Here is a 23359-nt window from a genome sequence, read left to right as displayed (position 1 = left end):
ACCGTCTAGTTCCCAAACGAAAAGGACATAAAGCATCATGAGTGATCTTCAGCAGCAGGTGCAGGAAGCCGCCGACAGACTCGTCGAGTCAGGCGAGGAGCGCGGGCTCCAGGTGGCCGTCTACCGGGACGGCGTCCAGGTGGTGGATGTGGTGGCGGGCGTCGCCGACCCCGGGACCGGGCGGCCCGTCACGGCTGACACGCCCTTCTACAACTTCTCGATCGGCAAGGGCGCCACCGCGACCGTGGCCCACGTGCTGGCCGAGCGGGGCCTGTTCGGTTACGACACCCCGGTGGCGGAGCTGTGGCCGGAGTTCGGGCGGCACGGCAAGCAGGGCGTGACCGTGCGCCACGTGCTGTCGCACACGGCGGGCGTGCCGGGCGTGCCGCTCGACACCACGCCGGAGGACGTCTGCGACTGGGACAAGATGGTCGCCGCGCTGGAGGACGCAGAGCTGTGGTGGGAGCCGGGCACGAAGGTGGGCTACCACGCGTACACGTTCGGGTTCCTGGTCGGCGAGATCGTCCGGCGGGTCACCGGCAAGCCCATCTCGCAGGTGCTGCTGGAGGACGTGGCCGGCCCGCTGGGCGTGGGCGGCGAGCTCTACTTCGGGATGCCGGAGACCGAGCACCACCGGCTGGCCAGGCTGGAGGACGCGCCGGTGGACCCGGCGGCGTGGGGCGAGATGCCGGCGGACCTGCCGATGTTCAAGGCGGGGCCGATGACGCTGATGCCGACCGCCGAGCTGGGCAACCGCGGTGACTACCTGTCCTCCGACATCCCCGCGGGCGGCAAGACCTCGGCCCGGGCCATCGCGCGGATGTACGCCGCGCTGCTCGGCGAGGTGGACGGGACGCGGCTGATCTCGGCCGACCGGCTGCGCGAGGTGACGGCGGTGGCCTCCAGCGGGCTCGACGAGGTGTTCGGCATGCCGACGACCTGGGGGCTCGGGTACGGCATCGGCGGCCCCGGCTCGACCGCCGAGGCGAGCCCGACGGTGTTCGGGGTGCCCGGGGCGGGCGGCAGCGCGGCCTGGGCCGACACGGCGACCGGCACCGCGTTCGCGCTCACCAAGAACCGGCTCACCAACGACTTCGCGGCCGCGAGCCTGATCGGCGGCATCGTGACCGGTGCCTAGAGTGCTGTCCGGGCCCGCCGGTCAGCCGTCGCGGCAGAGGGGCTTGCCCCCGACCACGCAGGCGATGTCGTCGAGCTGGCAGCTGAGCAGGGTGCCGTCCATGCCGAGCACGAGCACGAGGTCGCGCCTGGAGGGATGAGCCAGCATGACCCTGCCGACCACGCCATTGTCCAAGACCACGGTCGGGCGGCCTGCCGCGTTGTCCATGCCCTCGTGACTCCTCTCCGCTGCGGAACGAAAGCCGTTCCCCACCAGGATGCACAGGTGTGTGCCGCGAGCGCATCGGTCATCCGGCTCTATTTTCCGGTCCGGGGGTCGGGAAGGCCGTGGAAGACTGGCCTAACAGGGGTTTTCTAGGGGGGATGACCTTGCGCACATGGCTCACCGAACGGTTCGGCCTGGCGGTGCCCGTGGTGGGGGCGCCGATGGCGGGGGTGGGCGCGGGCCGGTTGGCCGCCGCCGTCTCCGAGGCGGGCGCGCTCGGCATGATCGGGGTCGCCGCCGCGGCCACAGGGGAGTGGATCACCAAGGAGGCCGCCGTCGCGAGCGGCGATCCTTACGGGGTGGGGCTCATGGCCTGGGCGCTGACCGGCAACCCGGCCCAGTTCGACGCCGTGCTGGAGCTGCGGCCCACGATCGTCTCCGTGAGCTTCGGGCCATATGCGCGTTATGTGGAGGAGCTCCGGCAGGCCGGCATCACGGTCGTCACCCAGGCGGGCACGACCGACGAGGCCCGCGCCGCCGAGCAGGCCGGGGTGGACGCGGTCGTGGCGCGCGGGGCCGAGGCGGGCGGTCACGGGCGCGACGCGGTGGGCACGCTGCCGCTGCTGCAGAGCGTGCTCGACGCGGTGAGCGTCCCGGTGCTCGCGGCGGGCGGCATCTCGACCGCGCGCGGGCTCGCCGCCGTGCTGGCCGCCGGCGCCGCCGGGGCCTGGGTGGGGACGGCCTTCATGGGGTGTGCGGAGACGGCCCTGTCGGAGCCGGCCACCGAGCGCCTGCTGGCCGCCGAGGAGACGGACACCGCGTACGGGCGGGTCTTCGACATCGCCCAGCGCCTGGACTGGCCGCCCGAGTTCGGCGGGCGGGCCCTGCGTAACGCGTTCTTCGACCGGTGGGCCGGCCGGGAGGACGAGCTGGCCGTCGATGAGGACGCCCCGGTCCGGCAGGCGGCGGCGCGGGCCGAGGGAGACTTCGACACGGCCTGCATCTACGCGGGGCAGGCCGTGGGGATGGTGCGCGAGCGGCGCACGGCGGCCGACGTGGTCGCCGGCTTCGCCGCCGCCGAGGGGCTCCTGGCCCGCTTCGCCTGATCATCGGGCAGGTGAGAACCTGTTCTGTTCGGGCTGCCGGCCCCGGCTGGAGGAGGCGTGCCCAATCTGCCCTATTACGTACGTGACTGCCGAGTAGTATGGCGTGCGGAGTCGCACGCGTGGAAGGAGACGGCCCCCAGTGACCGAGCTAGAACGCGTTCCGCCCGGAGTGGACCCGACGGTTCCCAGCTCCGCCCGGGTGTACGACTATCTGCTCGGCGGCAAGGACAACCTCGCGGTCGACCGGGCAGTGGCGGAGAAGCTCCTCGCGGTCGCCCCGGACACCCGCCTGGTGGCCAGGGCCAACCGTAAGTTCCAGGTCGAGGCCGTCCGCCATCTGGCGAAGCAGGGCCTGCGGCAGTTCATCGATCTGGGCACCGGCATCCCCACCTCGCCCAGCATCCACGAGACCGTCCGCTCGGTGAACCCGGCCTGCCGGGTGGTCTATGTGGACTACGACCCGGTGGTGCGGCTGCACGCGCAGGTGCTGCTCGCCGACTCGCCGGGCGTCGCCAGCATCCAGGCCGATCTGCGCCGCCCCGAAGACGTGCTCTCCGACCCCAGCGTCACCGGCCTGATCGACTTCGAGCAGCCGGTGTGCGTGCTGATGGTCGGGGTGCTCCACTACGTGATGGACGAAGAGGACCCCGGCGGCATCGTGGCCGCCTTCAGGAAGCGCATGGTGCCGGGCAGCTGTCTGGTGGCCACCCATGGGATGGCGGAGAGCGACCCCGAGGCGATCGCCCAGCTCACGATGGCGACGGCCGGCACCCCCGCGCAGGCGCGGTTCCGGACGCGGGAGGAGGTGCTGGAGTTGTTCGACGGGTTCGAGCTGATGGAGCCGGGTCTGGTGCCCGTCCAGGACTGGCACCTCGGCGACGACGAGCCCCACATCCCCCTGCTGGACGGCACCCCGCAGCTGCGCATCGACGGCGGGGTCGGCCTGCTCAGAGCTTGATCCCCTTGATGATCTTCGACAGCTCGGGGACGAGGGGCGTGCTGGCCATCACGGTGACGACGACGCCCTCGCGCTCGACCCAGCCCGCGTACCGGCCGTCGCCGAGCGCGCCGTCCCCTTCCTGGGTGAGCACCTGACGGCCGCCGATCTTCACGGTCTCGGTGTCGCCGGAGAACGTCCCCATGTCGAACGGCCCGTTCTTGAGCTGCGCCAGCTTGCTCGCCTGCGGCCAGCACACGACCCTGACCCAGAGTGAGCGCTGTTTGCTGTCCGCGTTGGGGCGGTCGTCGCCCCACTGGTAGCCGTACTCGCTGATGCCGTCGTGCTTGCTGATGACGACCCCGCCGTACGTGAAGCCCTTCGGGATGTGGTTGACGCGGACCCCCTTGATGGCGGTGGCGCCCCTGGCCGGCTGGTCGACGTCGCTGTCGCCCGACCGCTTCACCTCCGCCTTGGTCGGGACGGGGCAGGTGGGGCGCTCCGCGGCCTGGGCGGGGAAGGCGATCAGGGCCGCGGCGACGGGCAGCACGGACAGGGCGGCAAGCTGCTGAATCTTGTTCATGTGGGGGTTGGATGCGACAGGAGCGAGAAAGGTTCAGTACTCCTTCAGCGCGATGTCGTTCGCGAACTTGTCGGTCATCTTCATCATCCAACCGAACAGGAAGTTGTACTTGAAGATCCAGTTCCGCATCCGGATCCCTCTCGGGGTGCGGGGGGCGAGGAAGGGGCCCGCGTTGCCGTTCTTGGCGATCTTGGCGTATCCGCGCATCTGCTCCTCGTACTGCGCGAAGGCCACGCGGTGATCGCCGCCGGCCCGCTTGAGCTCGCCCGCGAGCACGTACGCGCCGACCACGGCCAGGCCCGTGCCGAATCCGGCCAGGGTGTTGCCGTACGCGGCGTCGCCGAGCAGCACTACGCGGCCCTGGCTGTAGCGGTCGATGGAGACCTGGCTGATGGAGTCGAGGTAGACGTCCGGGGAGCGGCGCACCGCCTCCATGAGCGCCGGTCCCTGCCAGCCCAGGCCCGCGTATGCGCGGGTCAGCAGGTCCTTCTGCTGCCGCATGTCGTACCGGTCGTAGTCGAGGCGCTCGGAGGCGAAGACGAAGAACGCGGGCGCCTTCGGCCCGCCGACGGCGGCCATCCTGCCGGGCTCGTTGTACATCTTCGAGACCGTGCCGAAGTCCCCCTCGACGCCGACCAGGGCGTAGTAGTAGCCGAGGTGCTTGACGTAGTCGGCCTCGGGGCCGAAGGCGAGGCGGCGGACGTTGGAGTGGATGCCGTCCGCCCCCACCACCAGGTCGAACGTGCGGGGGGCGGAGCGTTCGAAGGTGACGTGCACGCCGCTGGGGGTCTCGGTGAGCGAGGTGATCGAGTCGCCGAAGACGTACTCGCAGCTCGCGGCGGTCTTCTCGTAGAAGACCCTGGACAGGTCGCCGCGCTTGATCTCGATCTCGCCGCCGGTGAACTCGCCGGGGATGACCGTCAGCTTGTGGCCGTCCGCGTCGACGATCACCTGGTCGGAGCCGCCGGTCTGGAGCGCCTCGATGTCCTTGAGCACTCCCATGCGGGTCAGGACGGTGCGGTGGGTGTGGCCCTTGAAGTCGACGGCCTGGCCGCCGGCGCGAAGCGACGGGGCCTTCTCGACGACGGTGACGTTGAAGCCGTAGCGGGAGAGCTGGAGGGCGAGGGCGGGGCCGCCGATGCTGGCGCCGGAGATGAGGACGTTGGTGTTCTTCATGTCCGCCAGCTTCGCGAGCGCCGCTGACAGCGGGGCGACTGCCGGCTGACAGCCGGGGCAGGCCCTGTCAGCGGCTGGGTCAGTGCTCTGGGCTCGCGGTCGCGATCAGGGTGGCGAGCGCGTCGTGCCTGCTCATCGACGCCCCCTTGGAGTACGCGGCCGCGAATCCCGCGGGCCCGAGGACCTCCGTGGCGGCGGCGGCGATCCTGGCGACGTCCCGATCCCCGGCCACGGCCATGCCGCGCAGCGCCACCCCCACCCCCAGCAGCACCGCCGCCCGCACCGCCGCCCGCTCCGCCGCCCGCACCGCCGGCCCACTGCCCACCGCCGCGCCGTCAAGATGCCCGCCCGCCGGATCTTCCGCGGCGTCCGGGTGCCGGCCCGCCGGATCTTCCGCGGCGTCCGGGTGCCGGCCCGCCGGGGGTGCCGCGCCGTCCAGCAGGCACTGGCCCGCCAGGCCTTCCGCGGCGTCGGCGAGGTCGATGGCCAGCGGCGACTTCAGCGTCATGGCCAGCGCCTCCGCGTGCCGGCGCGCGGCCTCGGGGGCGTCGCCGGTCGCCTCGGCCAGGCGGCCGAGCGCCGTCAGCACGTGCGACCTGGCCCCGTGGGCCTGGAACAGGCCGGTCTCGGAGGCGGCGAACGCGGCCTCCAGGTGGCGGGAGGCCCCCGCCAGGTCACCCTCCAGGCGGGCCATCTCGCCCAGCCGCAGGCTCACCCACGCCGTCTGCTCCGGCCGCCCGAGCCGGCGCGCCAGATCCCCGGCCCGCTCGCAGTCGGCGCGGGCGGCTCGGGCGTCCCCGGCCCGCCAGTGCGCCTCGGCGCGCCGGTGCAGCACGTCCACCAGCTCCTCCATCGCCCCGAGCTCTTCGAGCAGGCCGACCGCCTCCTGCCACAGCCCCATGGCCCGCCCCCACTCGCCGCGCCAGCTCGCGATCAGCCCGAGCCAGTCGAGCCCCTGCGTCCTGCCCCAGCGCTCGCCCAAGGCGCCGAACTCCGCGAGCATCGACTCCAGGCCCCGCTCCGCGCCGGTAACGCCGCCGCTCAGCAGCTCCAGCAGCGCGCCGCTGAGCCGTTCGAGCGCCTTGCTCCACGGGTCGGACCCGATCACGTGGATGGCGGTCGCCTCCCCGGGCGCGGGCGGCCCCGCGAGCATGCCCCACAGGGCCGGGCCGAACCTGGACCGCATCGGCCGGCCCAGCGAGCCGACGACCGTCCGGGCCTGCTTCCAGTGGGGGGAGTCGGCGTCGGGTACGGCGTGCAGCACCACCAGCAGGTACTCCTCCCCCAGCTCGGGGCCGATCGCGTCGAGGAGCCGCGCGGCATGCCCGGTCGCCTGGCCCCGCCGCCCGCTGAGCCACCAGTACATGGCCAGCGCCGCCACCAGCCGCGCCCCCTGCGGCGGGTCGTGCTCGACGCTCCACCGCAGCGCCGCCTGCAGGTTCGCGTTGTCGGCCGAGAGCAGGGCCAGCCACCGGAGCTGCTCGGCGCTGTAGAGGTGGCCGTCGGCGCGGCGCGCGAACTCCAGGAACCAGGCGGCGTGGGCCGCTCTCAGCCGGTCCTCCTCGTCCGCCTCCGCCAGCCGCTCCGCGCAGAACAGGCGGATGGTGTCGAGCATGTGGTAACGCTCGCCGTCGGTCTCGACCAGCGACTTGTCCACCAGGTCGGCCAGCAGGTCGGCGCTGTCCGCGCCGCACACCCGTTCCACCGCCTCCAGGCTCGCGCCCCCGGCGAACACGGAGAACTGCCTGGCCAGCGCCTGCTCCTCGGCGTCGAGCAGGCTCCAGCTCCACTCCACGATGGCGTGCAGCGTCTGGTGGCGGGTGGGGGCGGTACGGTCGCCGCGCGACAGCAGCCGGAACCTGTCGTGCTCGGCCAGCCGGGTGGCGATCTCCTCCACGCCGAACGTGCGCATCCGGGCCGCCGCCAGCTCGATGGCCAGCGGCAGGCAGTCCAGCGCCGCGCAGATCCGCAGGACGGCGTCCAGGTTGCCGGGCCCGACCGCGAACCCCTGCCGGACGGCCGCCGCCCGTTCGGCGAACAGCGTGACGGCCGGGTCGGTGGGCAGGGGTGCCAGCGGGACCAGGTGCTCGCCGGTGATGCCCAGCGGCTCCCTGCTCGTGGCCATGATCATCAGGTCGGGGGCGGCGGCGAGGAGGCGGCGGGCCAGCGTGGCGACCTCGGCGAGCACGTGCTCGCAGTTGTCCAGGATGAGGAGGAGGTCCTGCTCGGCCAGCGCCGCCAGCAGGCGTTCGGTGGGGTCGGGGAGGCCGCGCAGCGCCGAGTCGCGCAACCCGAGCGCCACCAGCACCGCCCCGGCCACCTGCCCGGTCCCCTCCACCAGCGACAGGTCCACGAAGCACGCCTCCCGGGCGCGCTGCACCGCGCCCCTGTCGGCGGCGGCCGTCTCCGGGTGTTCGGCGGTGGCGGTCGGCAGGGGGTGGAGGAGGTGGGTGGCGGCTTCGATGGCCAGGCGGGTCTTGCCGATGCCGCCGGGCCCGACGAGCGTCACCAGGCGGACGCCGCGCAGGGCGGTCAGCCGCGCGAGCTCCTCCTCCCGACCGACGAGCCGGTTCAGCTGGGCCGGCGGCGCGACCCGCCGGACCTGGTGCCGTTCGGCGCGCAGGATCGCCAGGTGCAGGGCCGCCAGCTCGGGCGAGGGGTCGGTGCCGAGCTCGTCGGCGAGCAGGCGGCGCGTCTCGTCGAAGACCGCCAGCGCCTCCGACGGCCGCCCCGCCGCCTCCAGCGCGCGCATCAGCAGCCCGCGTGGCCGCTCGCGCAGCGGATGGGCGGCCACCAGGTCCTGCAGCGCGGCCACCGGGCTGCCCTCGGGCAGACCCAGCTCGGCCTCCATCAGGTCCTCCGTGGCCGAGAGCCGCAGCTCCTCCAGCCGGAGCGCCTGCGGCCCCGCGAACGGCGCGTCGGCCACGTCCGCGAGCGCCGGCCCCCGCCACAGCTCCAGGGCCTCCCGCAGCGAGGAGGCGGCTCCCTGGGAACGACCGGCCGCCAGCAGCCTGCGTGCCTCGCGGGACAGCCGCTCGAACCGGTGCGCGTCCACGTCGTCCGGCGAGACCGCCAGCCGGTATCCCGTCCCGTGGAACTCGATCAGGCCGGCCGGCAGGCTCCGCCTGAGCCGGGAGATCTGCGCCTGGATGGCGTTGGCGGCCTCCGCGGGCGGCCGGTCGCCGTACTGGCCGTCGATGAGCCGTTCGACGCTCACCATCCGCCCGGCGTCGAGCAGCAGCAGCGCGAGCAGGGCACGTGGGCGCGGACCGCCGATCGCCAGGGGCTCGCCATCGGGGGAGCGCACCAGGAGCGGGCCCAGGATGCCGAATTGCACGCCCCGATTGTCCCCCAACTGAGCAGTTGAAACGGAATTATCGGTATACCTACCGATGCGTATACGTATTTCCCAGTCGGGAGTGACCGTTTAGCGTCGCGGCATCAAGGCGCAACAGCACTGCTAGCTTCCCACCCCCCAATCTCCCTGCACTCCCGCCGCCGAGGCGATCCCCGTGCGGCGCGCGGGCCGTCGTGCGCTCACGAAGCGCGCCGATCCCGAGGGAGATCTTCGAAAGGAGCAGCACAGCCGTGAAACGCAAAGCCTTACTCGCGGTCGTCGGCGTGGCCACGGCCACGACACTGGCGTTACAGACGCCGCCCGCGAACGCCGCCCCTCCGGGAGCCGCACCGCAGCAGCAGCAGCAGACGGCGCGCGTGGGTGACCCCGCCTCGCTCGCCGCACAGGTGGCCGACAAGGCCGTCTCCAGCCAGCTCGACGAGCTCACCCGGGGCCCCGACGAGGCCTACAGCCGCGTGGCGGTCACCCCGGGCGCGGCCGACATGTTCTACGTGTCGTACGAGCGCACCTACAAGGGCCTGCCGATGGTCGGCGGCGACGCCGTCGTGGTCACCGACGCGGCGGGGAACGTCCGGGACACGGTCGCGGCGACGGGCCCGACCCCGGGCGACGTGCCGACCAGGGCCACGGTCAGCGCCGGCAAGGCCACCGAGGTCGCCAGGACGAAGCTCTCGCGCGTGGACGACACCGCGGCGCCCCGCCTGGTCGTGCTGGCCTGGGGCGAGAAGCCGAGACTGGCCTGGGACGCCATGGTCAGCGGCATCGCCGACGGCAAGCCGAGCATCCAGCACGTGTTCGTGGACGCGCGTACCGGTGAGATCGCCGACTCGTACGACCTCGTACGCGCCGGCACCGGCAACGGCTACTACTACGGCCAGGTCACCATCGGTACGAGCGGCTCCGGCAGCTCGTACTCGATGACCGACACCTCCAGGCCCGGCATCCAGTGCGGCGGCCAGAACGGCAGCGCCTACACCGGCACCGACGACGCGTGGGGCAACGCCTCCGGCACCAACCTGGAGACCGCCTGCGTGGACGCGCTCTACAGCGTGCAGCGCGAGTGGGACATGCTGCGCGACTGGCTGGGCCGCAACGGCATCAACGGCAGCGGCCGCGGCTTCCCGGCGCGGGTCGGGCTCGCCGACGTGAACGCCTACTGGAACGGCAGCTACACCAACTTCGGCCACAGCCAGGACAACGCCCGGCAGGCGACCCCGATCGACGTCGTGGCGCACGAGTTCGGGCACGCGATCTTCCAGACCACGCCGGGCGGCGCCGGATCGGGCAACGAGAACGGCGGCATCAACGAGGGCACCGGTGACATCTTCGGCGCGCTCACCGAGGCGTACGCCGCCAACCCGAACGACCCGGCCGACTACCTGGTCGGCGAGGAGGTCGACCTGGTCGGCGACGGGCCGATCCGCAACATGTACAACCCGAGCGCGCTCGGCGACCCGAACTGCTACTCCTCCTCGATCCCGAGCACCGAGGTGCACGCGGCGGCGGGTCCGCTGAACCACTGGTTCTACCTGCTGGCCGAGGGCAACAACCCCGGCGGCGGCAAGCCGTCCAGCCCGATCTGCTCCGGCGGCCCCTCGTCGGTCACCGGCGTCGGCATCCAGAACGCGGGCAAGATCTACATGGGCGCGCTGGCCCGCAAGACCTCGTCCTGGCGCTACACGAACGTCCGCGCCGCCTCGGTCGCGGCCGCGATCGAGCTGTTCGGCGCCAACAGCGCCCAGTGCAACACCACCAAGGCGGCGTGGAGCGCGGTCAGCGTGGCGGCGGCCTCGGGCGAGCCCGCGTGCGGCACCTCGACCAGCGACTTCTCGATCTCGCTCAGCCCGGCCTCCGGCAGCGCGGCGCCCGGCGGTCAGGCGACGGTCACGGTCGGCACGCAGACCACCTCCGGCAGCGCGCAGACCGTGAGCCTGAGCGCGTCGGGGCTGCCCAGCGGCACCACGGCGAGCTTCAGCCCGTCGTCGGTGACCTCGGGCAACTCCTCGACGCTGACGCTCTCGGTCGGCTCGTCGACGGCGGCGGGCACGTACAACATCACCGTCACGGGGGCCGGCTCGACGTCGCATACGGCGACGTACGCGCTCACCGTCAGCTCGAACCCGCCGACGCGTGACTTCTCGATCTCGCTCAGCCCGACGTCCGGCACGGTGCAGGCGGGCTCGGCGGCCACCACCACGATCAGCACCGCCACCACGGCGGGCACCGCCCAGACGGTGAACCTGTCCGCCAGCGGCCTGCCGACCGGCGCCACGGCCGCGTTCAACCCGGCCTCGGTGACCTCGGGCGCCTCGTCCACGCTGACGGTCTCGACCGCGCCCACCACACCGGCCGGCAGCTACACCGTCACGGTGACGGGCACCGGCGTGACGGGCACGCACACGGCGACGTACGCGCTGACCGTCCAGAGCACCTCGGGCGGCCGGACGTTCACCAACGACACCAACTATCCGATCACCGACTTCAACAACACCCAGAGCTCGATCACCTCCACCGCGACGGGCACCGCGACCACACCGGTCAAGATCTCGATCACGATCAGCCACACGTGCGCGGAGGACCTCGACATCTGGGTACGCGGGCCGAGCGGCACCTGGTACGCGGTCGACAGGTACGGCGGCACGACCTGCACGCAGTACGGCACCAGGACGTTCTCCGTCCCGGTGAGCCAGCAGGCGGCGGGCACCTGGGTGCTCGACATCGAGGACGTCTACGCCGGTGACACCGGCTTCATCGACTCCTGGAGCATCACCGTCTAGCTCTCCACGAGCCCCGGCCGGTCGTCCGGCCGGGGCTCCCGCACGTCCGCCCTCGTCCGCACGCCGAGCTTCTGCAACACCTTGGCCACGTGGGTGTCCACCGTGCGGCGCGACAGGAACAGCACCTCCGCGATCTCCCGGTTCGTCCGGCCGAGCGCGACCAGCCTGGCCACCTCGCTCTCCCGGGGCGACAGCACCCCGCTGCGGCCCCGCCGGCCCCTGCGCCGCGCCCCGGTCGGATCGATCTCGCGCAGCAGGTGGCGGCAGCGGGCCGCGTCGTGGGTGGCGCCGAGCGCCGCGTACCGCTCGCCCGCCTCGGCGACGAGGTCGGCGGCCCCCGCCCGGTCGCCGAGCGCGAACCGCGCGCCCGCCTCGGACTCGGCCGCCCGCGCCGCGCCGTACGGCCGCGGCATCGCCTCGTAGGCGCCCCTGGCCCTGGCGTGGTGTCGGGCCGCCTCCTCCGCGTCCTGGGCCAGTGCCCCTCTGGCGGCGTCGAGCCCGGCCTCCGCCGACGGCGCGTTCCTGCCCTCGATCCCCGCCGCGAACTCCGCCACCAGATCCGCCGCCGCACCCCGCCTGCCCGCCTTGAGCAGCGCGAGGACGGCGGCCGGCACGAGCTGGTCGCCCCACACCCACACGCCCTTGCGCCGGAGCCTGCCCACCGCCAGATCGGCCTCGCGCAGCGCCGACTCCGGCGAGTCGCGGATCAGGTGCAGCTCCACCAGCCCGCTGGAGGCCGCCGCGGCGACGGGCAGGAAGCCCGAGTCCAGGTCGCGTACGCCGGCCGCCTCCAGGTGCTCGCCGGCCTCGTCCCACTCGCCCCTGGCCAGGGCCAGCATGCCGAGCGTCAGCCGGGCGTCCACGGCCAGCAGCGGCGCCTCGAAGCTCATCTCGACGGCGGCGACGGCGCGCTCGCGCAACCCCTTCCAGCGGCCGGTCAGCAGGTCGAGCCGGATCGACGACATCTCCACCAGGAACTCCGGGTAGAGCGCGCCGGTCTCCTCGGCGATGCGCCTGCTCTGGTCCGCGAACCGCTCGGCCGCCGCGTAGTGCCCGAGCGCCACCGCGGCGTCGTACAGGTTGGAGTAGCCGCGCGCCACCTGGCGGCGCACGGCCGGGACCGGGTCGTTGACCGGCAGCTCGCCCACCAGCTCGAAGGCGTCGGGCGCGCCGACCAGCATGGCGAGGGTGACCTTGTTGACCAGCACGGCGGCGGTCAGCTCGGGGTCGCGGTCGTCGAGGAGCTTCTCCGCCTGGACCATCCACTCCTGGTGCATGGAGAGCGGCTCGCCGCCCCACGCGGGCATCGCCAGCAGGGCCAGCCCGCGGGCGGCCAGGCTGGGGTTGTCGTGCAGGTCGGGGAGCGCGGCCAGGATCTCCTGGCGGCCGGCGGCGACCGCGCCCGCCTGGTTGGACAGGAGCACGCCCAGGTTGAGCCGGGCCTGGCCGCGTACCTGCGGGGACAGGAAGTCGTCCGACAGCAGGTGGCGCAGGATGCGTACGACGCGGCGGTGGGACAGGCCGATGGCGGCGACCCTGCTGAGCCTGAGCGCCAGCGGGCCGCGGGCGTCGTGGGGGAGCTTGGGGTCGCCGAGCAGCCCTTCGAGCACCTCGACGGCGAGCGGGATGTCGCCGAGCGCGGCGGCGTGGTCGGCGGCGGCGGAGCCGTGGCGCTGCCAGGCCGCGTAGTCGCCGGCGCGGCGGGCGTGGTGGGCGAGCTGGACGAGGGGCGGCAGGTCGAGCCCGGACAGCGCGGTCATGGCCCGGTGGTGGATCTGGCGGCGCTCGGGGCCGGGGATCGTGTCGTAGACGGCCTGCTGGGCGAGGGTGTGGCGGAAGCCGTACTGGCCGTCCTTGTGCTCTAGCAGCACGCCGGCCTCCAGCGCCTGGCCCAGCCCGAGCTCGGACGGGGTGGGCGCGGAGACGGCGGCGATAAGGATCTCGTCGGCGGGCAGCCCCAGGACGGCGGCGGCGCGCACGACGCGCAGCGCCGCCGGCGACAGCCCGGAGAGCCGTTCGGCCATCGCCTCGCGCAGCAGCAGCGGCACGGCCATGCGGTCGAGCGCGTCCGGCTCGGGTAAGCGGCCCTCGTCGTCGAGGAGCGAGCGCACCACCTCCTCGATCACGAACGGCACGCCCGCGGTGCGTTCGTGCAGCCGGGCGGCGAACTCGGGGGTCGGCGCCGAGCGGCCGAGCAGCGCGCCGGTGAGGCTGCGCACGCCCTCGACGTCGAGCGGGCTCAGCGAGATCACCTCGCCGCGCACCCCGGGAGTCCGCCGGTACGCGTGCCCGAACGGCAGCCCCGGCACCGGCAGCTCCTCCCGCCGGAACGTCACCACCAGCGCCAGCCCCTCGGGCGGCTGGTCGGTGAGGAAGCGCAGCAGGTCACGGGTGCCGTCGTCGGCCCAGTGCAGGTCCTCCACGACGAGCACGACGGGACCGGCAGCGGCCAGCAGCGCGTGGACGGCCCGGAACAGCCGGTGCCGCTCGGCCCGCGGATCGTCGAACACCGGCGGCGAGGGGGCGGGCGGGAGATGGCCGGCCAGCTCGGGCAGGTGGCCGATCAGAACGCCGGTGAGCGGGCTGAGCCGGTCCTGGGGCGGGAGCGCCGGGGCGACGTCCCGGAGCGCGTCGAGCACCGGGCCGTACGGGAGCGGCTCGCGGATCTGGTGGCAGTGGCCGAGCAGCACGGTCGGGCCGCCTTCGGCTTCGCGCAGGGGGTCGATGGCCGCTCTGACGAGTCTGGTCTTGCCGATGCCCGCCTCGCCCTGCACCTGGATGACGGAGGGCGGCTCCGTGATGGCGGCGGTGAGCAGCCGCAACTGGGTGTCGCGCCCGACCAATGCGGGAGAAGCCGCGCTTGCCATCGGGGTCTCCGTAACAGTGCAGGTTTACTCCCTTTGTCGGAATCCGTTATCCACTACGTGGGACCCGTGGTCAACCCTCCTTCCCGCCGTCCTTTTGGGGAGAGGGAGGGCCGCTGGGGTTGCCGTTGGGTTGCTGTCCTTTCAGGGGGAGACGTTAGGGGCGCTGTTCTTGGGGGAGGGCCGTGGAAGAGGATGCGCTCCCTTGGGGAAGGGAAGGCGAGCGCCCGCCCCACGGTGCTCGGTCGTGGATCGCGGGGCGGGCGCTCGTTCGGGAGCCGCGGGCGGGAGCGCGTCCGCCCGCGACGGCGGGGGAGGGGCCAGGAGCCCTCGACGGGATCAGGAACAGGTGGCGTTGGCGGGCTGGGCGGCCGGGCCGTTGGCGGTGAAGCCGACCGCGACCGACGCGCCGGGGGCGAGGCTCTTCGCGTAGTCGGGGCCCTTGGCGGTCCACGTGGTGCCCGACTGGGTCACGACCGCGTTCCAGCCGTTGACCAGCGTCACCCCCGACGGGAACGTCCAGGTGGCGGCCCAGTCGCTGATCGTGGCGGTGCCGGTGTTCTTCACCGTCAGCTCGCCCTGGAAGCCGCCCTGCCAGGAACTGGTCTGCTTGTACGTCACCGCGCACTGCCCGGGAGGATTGGGCGTGGGCGTGTCGGAGGGCTGCCCGGTGCCGCCGCCGGTCGGCGGGATCAGGTACGGCTGGAGGATGGCCTGCTTGGCCTGGTTGACGGTGGTCCAGTCGTCGTTGAGGATGCCGCCGGTGTCACCGGAGTTCGGGTTCCACGACCAGTAGGTGAACGACATCCCGTTCACCCCGGTCCCGGTGTACTTCAGGAGCTCCTGCAGCCAGATCTTGTCCACGTTCGCGGCCAGGGTGGTGCCGAACTCGCCGATCATGATCGGCGCGATGTTCTGCTTGTAGAGGTAGCCCCAGTACTTGTCCCAGATGGCCGGCAGGTTGGCGGGGTAGTCGGGGGCGTCGAACCAGGTCTGGTGGTAGACCGAGGTCGCGTAGTCGTGGGGCGAGTAGACCAGGCGGTTGGCCACGTTGAGCCGTACCGGATACTGGCCCGCCTTCGACAGGTTGCCGCCCCACCAGCCGCAGTCCTCGTCGTTGCTGGGATCGCCGTCCCACACGTTGGACAGGCCGCCGCTCGGGCAGCTCACGCCCTCCACGAAGATCAGCCAGTTGGGGTTGACCGACAGGACCGCGTTGCCGGCCCGCTCGGCGGCCAGCCGCCAGTCGCGGGCCTGGTCGCCGCAGCCCCAGCAGGAGCCGGTCGCGTTGGGGTTGGTGCCCTCGGCGTGCGGCTCGTTGTGCAGGTCGGCGCCGATGACGGTGGGGTTGTTCGCGTAGTGCTGGGCCAGCGCCTTCCAGTCGTTGATCCAGGTGCTCTCCGGGGTGGCGGGGACGTACCAGAGCGCGGACTGGCCCGCGGCGGTCGGTCGGTGGCGGTCGAGGATGATCCGCATGCCCTTGCCGCCCGCGTACGCGATGATCTTGTCCAGGATCTGCAGCGGTGACAGGCCGATCAGGTCGGGGTTGACGTAGTCGTTGATGCCGGTGGCCGTGGCGCCGGGCTTGAGCGCGTCGTTGGAGTACGGCACGCGGATCGTGTTGTAGCCCAGCGAGGCCATCTTGTCGATGTGCCCCTTCCAGGGCGTGCTCGACCACAGGCCGTGGAAGGTCCGGTTGTCGGTCTCCATGCCGAACCAGTTCAGGCCGGTCAGGCGCACGGTCGCGCCCGTGCTGTCAACGATCTTGTTGCCGCTGGTGTGCAGGTAGCCGGTGCCCGTGCCGGCGGCGGCGCCTGCCGGGGCGGCGGTGGTCACCGCGACGGCGACTGCCGCTCCGGCCACCAGCGTGGCCAGGGCGGCCGTCAGCGCCTTGGACAAGTGCATGGGGGTGCCTTTCGGAGAGGGAGAACGCGGCGTCATGCTCGGCTGCCGCCTTCGCGCTCGTCAACGCACCCTGGGTGCTACGGCTGTGACCAGGCAGAATGCTTGAAAGTTTCACCCGGCAGGCGGACGCTCCGGAGCGGGGGACAACCGGCGTACGCCCGCGGCCACCCAGATCGTGCCGATCCCGGCGTACACGGCCAGCAGCGCGACGCCTGTCGAGCCGAGGGCCACGGACGCGACGATCGCGACCACGAGCAGCCCCGTCCAGCCGTACAGCACGCGGCGGCCACGTGCCGAGCCCGTGTGCGCGGCCTCCTGCACCGGGGTGACCAGCGCCATGACCGCCGCCCCGGCCGTGCCGAGCGCGTCCTGGCCGAGCGCGATGCCCAGCGCGAGCACGCCCACCCCGGCGGCGAGCAGCGCGCAGCTCGCGAGGGCCACGCGCGCCTCGACGCCCTCGAACAGCAGCCTGGTCGCCTTCGCGCGGGCCAGCCGCAGCACGGTCACCGCCTCGGCCACCCACGCCGCCCAGTGCAGCACCGCGATGAGGACGAACACGGCGATCAGCGGCGGCACCGCGGGCAGCAGGAGGACCATCCGCCAGCCGCCCAGGAACCGGCCGCGCAGGTTCGACAGGACCCGGTAGAGAGGGTTGCGCTGCTTCAGCGCCGTGACGAGGAGGTCCCTGGCCGGGTCGAAACCGGGGTCGAGCCGCAGCACCTCGCGGAAGGCCGCGGCGGCCGTCTTCGCGTCGCCGGCGGCCAGCGCCGCGTGCCCGTACGCCAGGTGCGCGGTCTCGCTCTCCGGATCGAGCCGTACGGCGTTCGCGGCGGCGGCCCTGGCCTGCTCCGCCTCCCCGAGCTGGACGTGCGCCATGGCCAGGAGGCTCACCAGGTCCGACTCCTGCGGATCGATGGCCAGCCCCCGGCGGGCCGCCTCGACCACCTCGCGGTAGCGGCCCAGCCGCAGGTGGGCGCGGGCCAGCAGCTCCCAGGTCGACGCCGACTCGGGGTTGTGCGCCAGCGATGTCTCGGCGGCGGTGACGGCCAGGTCGGGTCGCTGGACGCGGAGGTAGACCTGCCCGGCCATGTAGTGCGGGTACGACTGGTCGGGCGCCAGCCGTACCGCCTCCTGTGCCGCGGACACGGCCTCGGCGGTCCGGCCCTGCTGGACGAGGGCCAGGCCGAGCAGCGAGAACGCGGTGAAGTGCTCGGGCTGTACGGCGAGCACGCCGCGCAGCTCCCGCTCCGCGTCGGCCGGGCGTCGCATCTGCAGCAGCGTGCCCGCCCGCAGGACGGACTCGCGCGGGTTCACCACTTGCCCTTGATCCAGGGCATCAGCTCGTCCCACGCGCCGGACTCGTTGGCGTGCAGCACGTAGTTGCGCGCGGTGGCCAGCCACTCGCGCACAGCCGTGGGCCTGCTGTTCTGGGCGACGGCCAGCAGGTCGTGGGTGTTCATCGGGATGGGCCGGCCCGCGCTGATCGACTGCTGGAGCTTGACCTCCACCGCGCGGTCCACCACGCCCTTCAGGTCCGCGCCCACGAAGTGGTCGGTCACCCGCGCCACCGCGTCGAAGTCCATCTCGGCCAGCGGCTTGTCACGGCAGAGCAGGCGCAGGATGGCCGCGCGCGCCGAGGTGTCGGGCGGCGGTACGAACACGAGCTGGTCGAAGCGGCCGGGGCGGCGGAACGCCACGTCGATGTACCAGGGCGCGTTCGTGGCGGCCAGCACCAGGACGCCCTCGTTGGCGTCCTGGTCCACGCCGTCGAGCTCGGCCAGGAACTGGTTGACCAGCTGCCGGGTGTGGGCCTGGCGCATGTCGGAGCGGCGCGCGGCCAGCGCGTCCACCTCGTCGAAGAACAGCACGCACGGGCGGTTGCGGCGGGCCAGGTCGAACGTCGCGCGCAGGTTGCGCTCGCTCGACCCTACGTACATGTCGAGGATGTCGGACAGGCCGACGTTGACGAACGCCGCGCCGAGCTCGCCGGCCGCGGCCCTGGCCAGGTGGGTCTTGCCCGCTCCTGGCGGACCGTACATCAGGACGCCGCCGCCGGCGCGCTTGCCGTACGCGGCGAACAGCTCGGGCTGCTGCAGCGGCAGCAGCAGCTTCACCCGCAGCGCCTCCTTGACCGCGTCCATCCCGGCCACGTCGGCGAAGGTGACCTTCGACCTCTCCACCTCCGCGCCGGAGGACGCGTCCGCCGGTGACGTCGCGGGCTGGGCGGGCGCCGCGGGCACGGACGGGGCGACCGGAGTGGTCAGGCGGGCGGCCAGCTCGGGGTCGGCGACGGACGCGTCACGGGAGATCGCCTCGTGGTAGCGGTAGGCCGCCCGGCCGAAGTCGCCCTCGCCGAGCAGCGCCCGGGCCGCGAGCACGCCCATCCGCGGCGGGTAGCCGGGCGAGGCCAGGAACGGCTCCAGCGCCGAGAGCGCCGCGCCGTGGGCGCTCTGCCGGACGAACGCCTCCGCCAGCCCCGCCGAGATGTCCGGATCCTTGGGCGCGAGCAGGAGCGCGGCCCGGAACTCGGCCTCGGCGTCGGCCAGGTATCCCTTGGTCAGCAGCTGCTCGGCGAGATGCCGGCGGAGCGGGAGGTTGTCAGGAGACAGGCGCGCCGCCTCGCGTAGTGCCTGGAGGCCGGCATCGTCGAGCACGTGCCTGGTCCCTTCTGTCGCAGGATTCGGTCGTACTAAAACTACGCAGATTACCGAAGGTCCGCAGAAAGCCTCGGCCTTCAGGCCGGGCATGAATGCGGTCCCCCTTCGCGGGATGGCCCACCGTAGGCGGGGCAGCCCGGAGCACGGAGCGCGGACCCTGGAACCTCAGGTCGGGCGGCGCTGCTGTTCGATATACGCCTTGATGATCGATAGCGGCGCTCCGCCACAGGAAGCGGCGAAGTAGCTGGGTGACCAGAAGTGGCCGTGCATGATGGCGCGGTTGACCTGGCCGGTGAACTCCTTGCGCAGGTAGTGCGAGGAGACGCCTTTCAACGAGTTGACGAGTTTGCTGATCGCAACCTTGGGCGGGTAGTGGATGAGCAGGTGGACGTGGTCGTGTTCGCCGTTGAACTCGCGGAGTTCGGCCTCGAAACTGTCGCACACCTCGATCATGATGTCTTCGCAGCGGCGCAGCATCGCGTCATCGAACACGTTTGTGCGATATTTGGTGACAAAGACCAGATGGACGTGCATCGCGGAAACCACTTGCCTGCCTCGTCGATACTCCACTTCCTGGTCCATAGACCAGATGATAATGTGTTCGAATCGGCGAGACGTGAGCGTCCCGTGGAAGAGCGGGGTGTTGCGCATGCTGGCGGGCCGGAAGTACCGCCTGGAGTTCGACTTCGGGCAGCGGGCGTTCGCCGAAAGGCTGGACGGAATCTGCCGAGCCGTGTGGAACACCGGTCTCGAACAACGGCGGGAATACCGGCGACGCGGGCAGTGGATCAACTATGCCGAGCAGTGCAGGCAACTCGCCGACGCCAAGAAGGACCCCTACTGCGACTGGCTCGCCGACGCCCCCGCCCAGGTGATCCAGCAGACCCTCAAAGACCTGGACCAGGCGTGCCGCAAGCATGGCACCTGGAAGGTGCACTGGAAGTCGAAGGCGAAGTGGCGGCCCTCGTTTCGGTTCCCCACCGCCAAACACCTGCCCGTAGAGCGGATCAACCGCACGTGGGGGCGAGTCTTCCTGCCCAAGTTCGGGTGGACGCGGTTTCGGATGTCGCGCCGGCTCGGGGGAAGCGTCAAGTCCGCGACCGTCTCCCGGGACGGCAAACACTGGTTCATCAGCTTCCTGCTCGACGATGGGATCGCCGAGCGTGAGCAACACCCCTGCCCTCAATGGGTGGGCGTGGACCGGGGGGTGGTCACGGCCGCCGTGACGTCGGATGGGGAGTTCTTCGACCGTCGCCACGCCGGAAGCGACAGTGTCTCCTCCAGGCAGCTGCCACGGGAGACGAAACGGGACCGAAAGGGCGACCTCGGGTATCTCACGCCCGGCGAAGCGGAACGGTATCTACGGCTGCAACGCCGACTCGCCCGCACGAAGAAGGGATCGAAACGGCGCAAGACGGTCATGGCCGCCATCAGTGAGATCATGCGGCGAGTCCGGTGGCGGCGCGCTGACTTCAACGCCCAAGCCGCGCACCGACTCACCCGCATGTACGGGCACGTGGTCATCGAAGACCTGAACACCAAGGGCATGAGCGCGGCCGTCAAGCCCAAGCCCGACCCCGGCCAGCCGGGCAGGTTCCTGCGCAACGGCGCGGCAGCGAAATCCGGGCTCAACAAGGCGATTCTCGACAAGGGCTGGTACGGCCTGGAAGTCGCTCTCCGCTCCAAGGCGCGCTACACCGGCAGCGTCATCCATAAGATCAACCCCGCGTATACGTCCCAGACGTGCCCGGAACCTGCGTGCGGGAAGGTGGACGAGAAGAGCCGCAAGAGCCAAGCGATCTTCTCCTGCACTTCTTGCGGGCACACCGAGCACGCCGACATCGTCGGGGCCAGGAACATCAAGAGCAAAGGACAGGCGGCCGGGCTGGTCGTCTCAGGGCGTGGAGACCCACCCGGGTCCGCGAAACGTCAAGCACCCCGTTCCACAGCACGGGCCGCGCAAGCGGCACGAGCTGCCGCATAGCGGCACGGGAATCCCCGTCCCCTAAGGGCGAGGAGCAGGTCAAATCCTGGTAGTGCTGGCTCTACCGCCGGTTCTCGCGACAGCGCCCGTGTGCGCGGGCGCGCCCGCCGCTTGGATCGGTGGCATGACGATCACAAACACGCTTCCCGGGCGCTGGGTCGAGGGCGCCGGCCTGGTGCTCGGCCCTTCGCTGCTCCTCGCCGGGGTGCTCATCCGGGCGGGCGTGGGCGACTTCTTCCCCGACCAGCTCGCCGCCTACGCCGCCCACCCGGAGCGGATGGTCCTGTCCTACAGCCTGTACGCCGCCGGCGTCGTGCTCCTGTGGCCCGCGGTGACCTCGCTGGCCCGCCTGATCGGCAGGTCGCACCCCGGCTGGGCGCGATGGGGCGCCACGCTGGTGATCCTCGGCCTTTTCGGACGGGTCTTCCACGCCGGGGTGAGCCACCTGGCCTTCCAGCTGGTGGACGCCCTCGGGCTGGACGCGGCGCGGCGGGCGGTCGAGGCCACCTACGGCGCCTTCCACGTGTTCAAGGCGGTCAACCTCTGCATCATGGCCGGCTGGGTCGTGCTCGCCGCCGGCGCCTACCGCGCCAGGGCGCTCGGCGTGGTCCGGTGCGTCTGCCTGGCGCTGGCGGCCGGGCTGCCGCTGGGCGTGCTCAAGGGCAGCAGCGACCCGATCTCGCTGGTCGCGCTGGCCGGGCTGGCGGTCGCGTTCGTGCCGCTGGGCGTCGCCGTGCTGCGCGCCGGCCCCGCTCCCCGGTGGTGGGCCGCCGCCCTGGTCGTGGCGCTGGTCCCGGCCGCCTTCTTCTTCGGGCTGGCCGGTTGATCAGGTGGCCAGGAGCTTGACGATCGCGACGACGCCGATGCAGACGATCAGGCCGCGCAGGAACGGCGCGGGCAGCCTGCGCCCCAGGCGCGCGCCGAGGAAGCCGCCCACCGTCGAGCCCAGCGCCACCAGCAGCACGGCCTGCCAGTCGACGTCCGCGACGAGGGTGTACAGGACGGCGGCGGTGAAGTTGACCAGCAGGACGAGCACGTTCTTGGCCGCGTTGATGCGCTGCAGCTTCTCGTCCAGCATGATGCCCATCAGCCCGATGACCAGGATGCCCTGGCCCGCGCCGAAGTAGCCGCCGTAGGCGCCGGCGGCCAGCGCGCCCAGCCACAGCCACGGCCCGCCGTGCTCGCGCCCGGGCCGGGCGGCCAGCAGGCTGCTGAGCCTGGGCTGGATGAGGACCAGCGCGCAGGACATCGCGATCAGCACGCTCACGATCACGTTGAAGCTGCTCTCGGGCAGGGTGAGCAGCAGCAGCCCGCCGGCCAGAGAGCCGATGACGGAGGCCGGGGCCAGCCTGAGCAGCCGCTCCCGCTGGCCCTTCAGCTCGGGCCGGTAGCCCATGACGCCGGTGAGGCCGCCTGGGACCAGGCCGATGTTGTTGGAGACGTTCGCCGTGATGGGTGGCAGGCCGACAGCCAGTAGCGTGGGGAACGTGATCAGCGACCCGTTGCCGACGATGGCGTTGATGCCTCCGCCTGCGACCCCCGCCGCCAGCACCGCGACCATCTCCAGTGGTGTCATGCTCGGAACTCTAGGACATGTCTCTATTGCTAAGACAAATCATCTCACGATGTGGGATCAGATGGAGATGACGACCTTGCCGGATGCGTGGCCCTCTTCCTGGTAGCTGACAGCCGCGGGGATCTCCGCGAACGGATAGGTCCGGTCGATGACCGGGTGGATCTCGCCGCCCTCGATCAGCTCGGCCAGCGTCACGAGGTTCTGCCTGGTCTCCGTGCAGTGCACCACGTCCGTCACGGCCACCCGCTGGGACACGAACAACCCCGCCGCGACCGTCGCGAACACGTGGCTCGCGGGCTGGAACCAGCGGCCGGCCGGGCCGCCGACGAGGACGTGGGCCGCCTTGCGGGTCATCACCCGCCGGCAGGCGGAGCCGGAGCGGCTGCCCGCGATGTCCAGCAGCAGGTCGTAGCGCCGCCCGCTCCGGGTGAAGTCCTCCTTGGTGTAGTCGACGACCTCGTCGGCGCCGATCGACCTGACCAGGCCGACGTTCCTGGAGCCGCACACGCCGGTGACGTGCGCGCCGAACGCCTTGGCGAGCTGGACGGCGAACGTGCCCACGCCGCCTGAGGCCCCGTTGACGAGGACGCGGTCCCCGGCCTGGACGCGGCCGTCGTCGCGCAGGGCCAGCAGCGCGGTGCAGGCCGCCATCGGCACCGCGGCCGCCTCCTCGAACGACACGTTCCGGGGCTTGAGCGCGAGCTCGCTCTCCGGAACGCACACGTACTCGGCGAAACCGCCCTGCTTGGGCATCGCGTACACCTCGTCACCGGGCCGGAACCCGGTCACGTCCTTGCCGACCGCCTCCACCTCCCCGGCCACGTCGGCGCCGAGGACGCCGAACCGCGGCTTGCGCAGCCCCGGGCCGCCACCGCCCATCACGCGCGCGACGTACGGCTCGCCGCGGAGGTAGTGCCAGTCGTAGGGCTGGACGGAGGTGGCGCGCACCCGGACCAGCACCTCGCCGTCGCGGGGCACGGGCTGGTCGACGTCGGTCAGGACGAGGGGTGAGCCGTACGAGGGTAGGACGAACGCCTTCATCGCTCTCTCCTTCGGGGGGACTTGCGACCAGTGTCGCCAGGCCCGCCACCCGC

General features: G+C 72.2%; 17 protein-coding genes. 6 read left to right on the top strand and 11 right to left on the bottom strand.

Translation table 11 applies throughout. The features are described 5' to 3' along the window. Positions 1–37 precede the first annotated feature (37 nt). A complete protein-coding gene (locus H4W80_RS33420) occupies positions 38–1138 on the top strand; it encodes a serine hydrolase domain-containing protein (protein WP_192788722.1) in 1101 nt (366 codons plus the stop codon). 21 nt (positions 1139–1159) lie between these two features. Here H4W80_RS33420 and H4W80_RS33415 read toward each other — a convergent pair whose 3' ends face one another. After that, a complete protein-coding gene (locus H4W80_RS33415) occupies positions 1160–1345 on the bottom strand; it encodes a hypothetical protein (RefSeq protein WP_139629749.1) in 186 nt (61 codons plus the stop codon). 155 nt (positions 1346–1500) lie between these two features. On the opposite strand from H4W80_RS33415, the gene H4W80_RS33410 reads away from it, so the two are divergent. Beyond that, the gene (locus H4W80_RS33410) at positions 1501–2448 is read left to right on the top strand and encodes an NAD(P)H-dependent flavin oxidoreductase (protein ID WP_192788721.1); all 948 of its coding nucleotides are present in this window, start codon (positions 1501–1503) and stop codon (positions 2446–2448) included. 139 nt (positions 2449–2587) lie between these two features. After that, positions 2588–3406: an SAM-dependent methyltransferase gene (locus H4W80_RS33405; protein ID WP_192788720.1), complete on the top strand. Its 819-nt coding sequence runs from the start codon at positions 2588–2590 to the stop codon at positions 3404–3406. Here H4W80_RS33405 and H4W80_RS33400 read toward each other — a convergent pair. The 3 genes from H4W80_RS33400 to H4W80_RS33390 all read right to left on the bottom strand — a co-directional run bounded on the left by H4W80_RS33400 (position 3396) and on the right by H4W80_RS33390 (position 8481). Beyond that, positions 3396–3968: a hypothetical protein gene (locus H4W80_RS33400; protein ID WP_192788719.1), complete on the bottom strand. Its 573-nt coding sequence runs from the start codon at positions 3966–3968 to the stop codon at positions 3396–3398. The two genes, H4W80_RS33405 and H4W80_RS33400, sit on opposite strands and share 11 nt — an antisense overlap. A gap of 33 nt (positions 3969–4001) precedes the next feature. Further along, the gene (locus H4W80_RS33395) at positions 4002–5144 is read right to left on the bottom strand and encodes an FAD-dependent monooxygenase (RefSeq protein WP_192788718.1); all 1143 of its coding nucleotides are present in this window, start codon (positions 5142–5144) and stop codon (positions 4002–4004) included. A 79-nt stretch (positions 5145–5223) separates the two neighbouring features. Further along, positions 5224–8481, bottom strand: a complete 3258-nt coding sequence (locus tag H4W80_RS33390; RefSeq protein WP_192788717.1) for an AfsR/SARP family transcriptional regulator — start codon at positions 8479–8481, stop codon at positions 5224–5226. 251 nt (positions 8482–8732) lie between these two features. Here H4W80_RS33390 and H4W80_RS33385 point away from each other — a divergent pair, with 251 nt between their 5' ends. After that, on the top strand, positions 8733–11279 hold the full coding sequence (locus H4W80_RS33385) for a M4 family metallopeptidase (protein ID WP_192788716.1): 2547 nt from the start codon (positions 8733–8735) through the stop codon (positions 11277–11279). On the opposite strand, the gene H4W80_RS62955 is transcribed toward H4W80_RS33385, so the two are convergent. The 5 genes from H4W80_RS62955 to tnpA all read right to left on the bottom strand — a co-directional run bounded on the left by H4W80_RS62955 (position 11276) and on the right by tnpA (position 19287). After that, on the bottom strand, positions 11276–14146 hold the full coding sequence (locus tag H4W80_RS62955; protein ID WP_192788715.1) for an ATP-binding protein: 2871 nt from the start codon (positions 14144–14146) through the stop codon (positions 11276–11278). The two genes, H4W80_RS33385 and H4W80_RS62955, sit on opposite strands and share 4 nt — an antisense overlap. A gap of 336 nt (positions 14147–14482) precedes the next feature. Then, the gene (locus tag H4W80_RS33375) at positions 14483–16048 is read right to left on the bottom strand and encodes a cellulase family glycosylhydrolase (protein ID WP_192788714.1); all 1566 of its coding nucleotides are present in this window, start codon (positions 16046–16048) and stop codon (positions 14483–14485) included. Positions 16049–16159: 111 nt separating this feature from the next. Further along, positions 16160–17362, bottom strand: a complete 1203-nt coding sequence (locus H4W80_RS33370; RefSeq protein ID WP_192788713.1) for a tetratricopeptide repeat protein — start codon at positions 17360–17362, stop codon at positions 16160–16162. Further along, positions 17359–18702, bottom strand: a complete 1344-nt coding sequence (locus H4W80_RS33365; protein ID WP_318787181.1) for an ATP-binding protein — start codon at positions 18700–18702, stop codon at positions 17359–17361. Before H4W80_RS33365 ends, H4W80_RS33370 begins: the two co-directional genes overlap by 4 nt. A gap of 168 nt (positions 18703–18870) precedes the next feature. Next, positions 18871–19287 (bottom strand): IS200/IS605 family transposase, encoded by a 417-nt coding sequence (gene tnpA, locus H4W80_RS33360; protein WP_192788711.1) that lies wholly within the window; start codon positions 19285–19287, stop codon positions 18871–18873. A gap of 67 nt (positions 19288–19354) precedes the next feature. Here tnpA and H4W80_RS33355 point away from each other — a divergent pair, with 67 nt between their 5' ends. Both H4W80_RS33355 and H4W80_RS33350 read left to right on the top strand, forming a co-directional pair. Beyond that, positions 19355–20689, top strand: coding sequence for an RNA-guided endonuclease InsQ/TnpB family protein (locus H4W80_RS33355; RefSeq protein WP_192788710.1), 1335 nt, complete (start codon positions 19355–19357; stop codon positions 20687–20689). A gap of 124 nt (positions 20690–20813) precedes the next feature. Continuing rightward, positions 20814–21515: a hypothetical protein gene (locus H4W80_RS33350; protein WP_192788709.1), complete on the top strand. Its 702-nt coding sequence runs from the start codon at positions 20814–20816 to the stop codon at positions 21513–21515. Here H4W80_RS33350 and H4W80_RS33345 read toward each other — a convergent pair whose 3' ends face one another. Both H4W80_RS33345 and H4W80_RS33340 read right to left on the bottom strand, forming a co-directional pair. Then, positions 21516–22265, bottom strand: a complete 750-nt coding sequence (locus H4W80_RS33345) for a sulfite exporter TauE/SafE family protein (protein ID WP_192788708.1) — start codon at positions 22263–22265, stop codon at positions 21516–21518. It abuts the gene before it with no gap. Positions 22266–22322: 57 nt separating this feature from the next. Then, entirely contained in the window at positions 22323–23306 is a 984-nt protein-coding gene (locus H4W80_RS33340; RefSeq protein ID WP_192788707.1) for an NAD(P)-dependent alcohol dehydrogenase, read from the bottom strand. Positions 23307–23359: the final 53 nt, after the last annotated feature.

The organism is Nonomuraea angiospora (assembly GCF_014873145.1).
In the GTDB taxonomy this organism is placed as follows: Bacteria; Actinomycetota; Actinomycetes; order Streptosporangiales; family Streptosporangiaceae; genus Nonomuraea; species Nonomuraea angiospora.
The sequence above is the reverse complement of the archived record's forward strand: the minus strand, read 5'-3'. Positions and strand labels throughout refer to the sequence as shown.

Bases quoted from the DNA above. Each gene is read 5' to 3' on its own strand.
- H4W80_RS33420 (WP_192788722.1), top strand. From the start codon at position 38: ATGAGTGATCTTCAGCAGCAGGTGCAGGAAGCCGCCGACAGACTCGTC.
- H4W80_RS33415 (WP_139629749.1), bottom strand. From the start codon at position 1,345: ATGGACAACGCGGCAGGCCGCCCGACCGTGGTCTTGGACAATGGCGTG.
- H4W80_RS33410 (WP_192788721.1), top strand. From the start codon at position 1,501: ATGACCTTGCGCACATGGCTCACCGAACGGTTCGGCCTGGCGGTGCCC.
- H4W80_RS33400 (WP_192788719.1), bottom strand. From the start codon at position 3,968: ATGAACAAGATTCAGCAGCTTGCCGCCCTGTCCGTGCTGCCCGTCGCC.
- H4W80_RS33395 (WP_192788718.1), bottom strand. From the start codon at position 5,144: ATGAAGAACACCAACGTCCTCATCTCCGGCGCCAGCATCGGCGGCCCC.
- H4W80_RS62955 (WP_192788715.1), bottom strand. From the start codon at position 14,146: ATGGCAAGCGCGGCTTCTCCCGCATTGGTCGGGCGCGACACCCAGTTG.
- H4W80_RS33375 (WP_192788714.1), bottom strand. From the start codon at position 16,048: ATGCACTTGTCCAAGGCGCTGACGGCCGCCCTGGCCACGCTGGTGGCC.
- tnpA (WP_192788711.1), bottom strand. From the start codon at position 19,287: ATGGACCAGGAAGTGGAGTATCGACGAGGCAGGCAAGTGGTTTCCGCG.
- H4W80_RS33355 (WP_192788710.1), top strand. From the start codon at position 19,355: ATGCTGGCGGGCCGGAAGTACCGCCTGGAGTTCGACTTCGGGCAGCGG.
- H4W80_RS33350 (WP_192788709.1), top strand. From the start codon at position 20,814: ATGACGATCACAAACACGCTTCCCGGGCGCTGGGTCGAGGGCGCCGGC.
- H4W80_RS33345 (WP_192788708.1), bottom strand. From the start codon at position 22,265: ATGACACCACTGGAGATGGTCGCGGTGCTGGCGGCGGGGGTCGCAGGC.
- H4W80_RS33340 (WP_192788707.1), bottom strand. From the start codon at position 23,306: ATGAAGGCGTTCGTCCTACCCTCGTACGGCTCACCCCTCGTCCTGACC.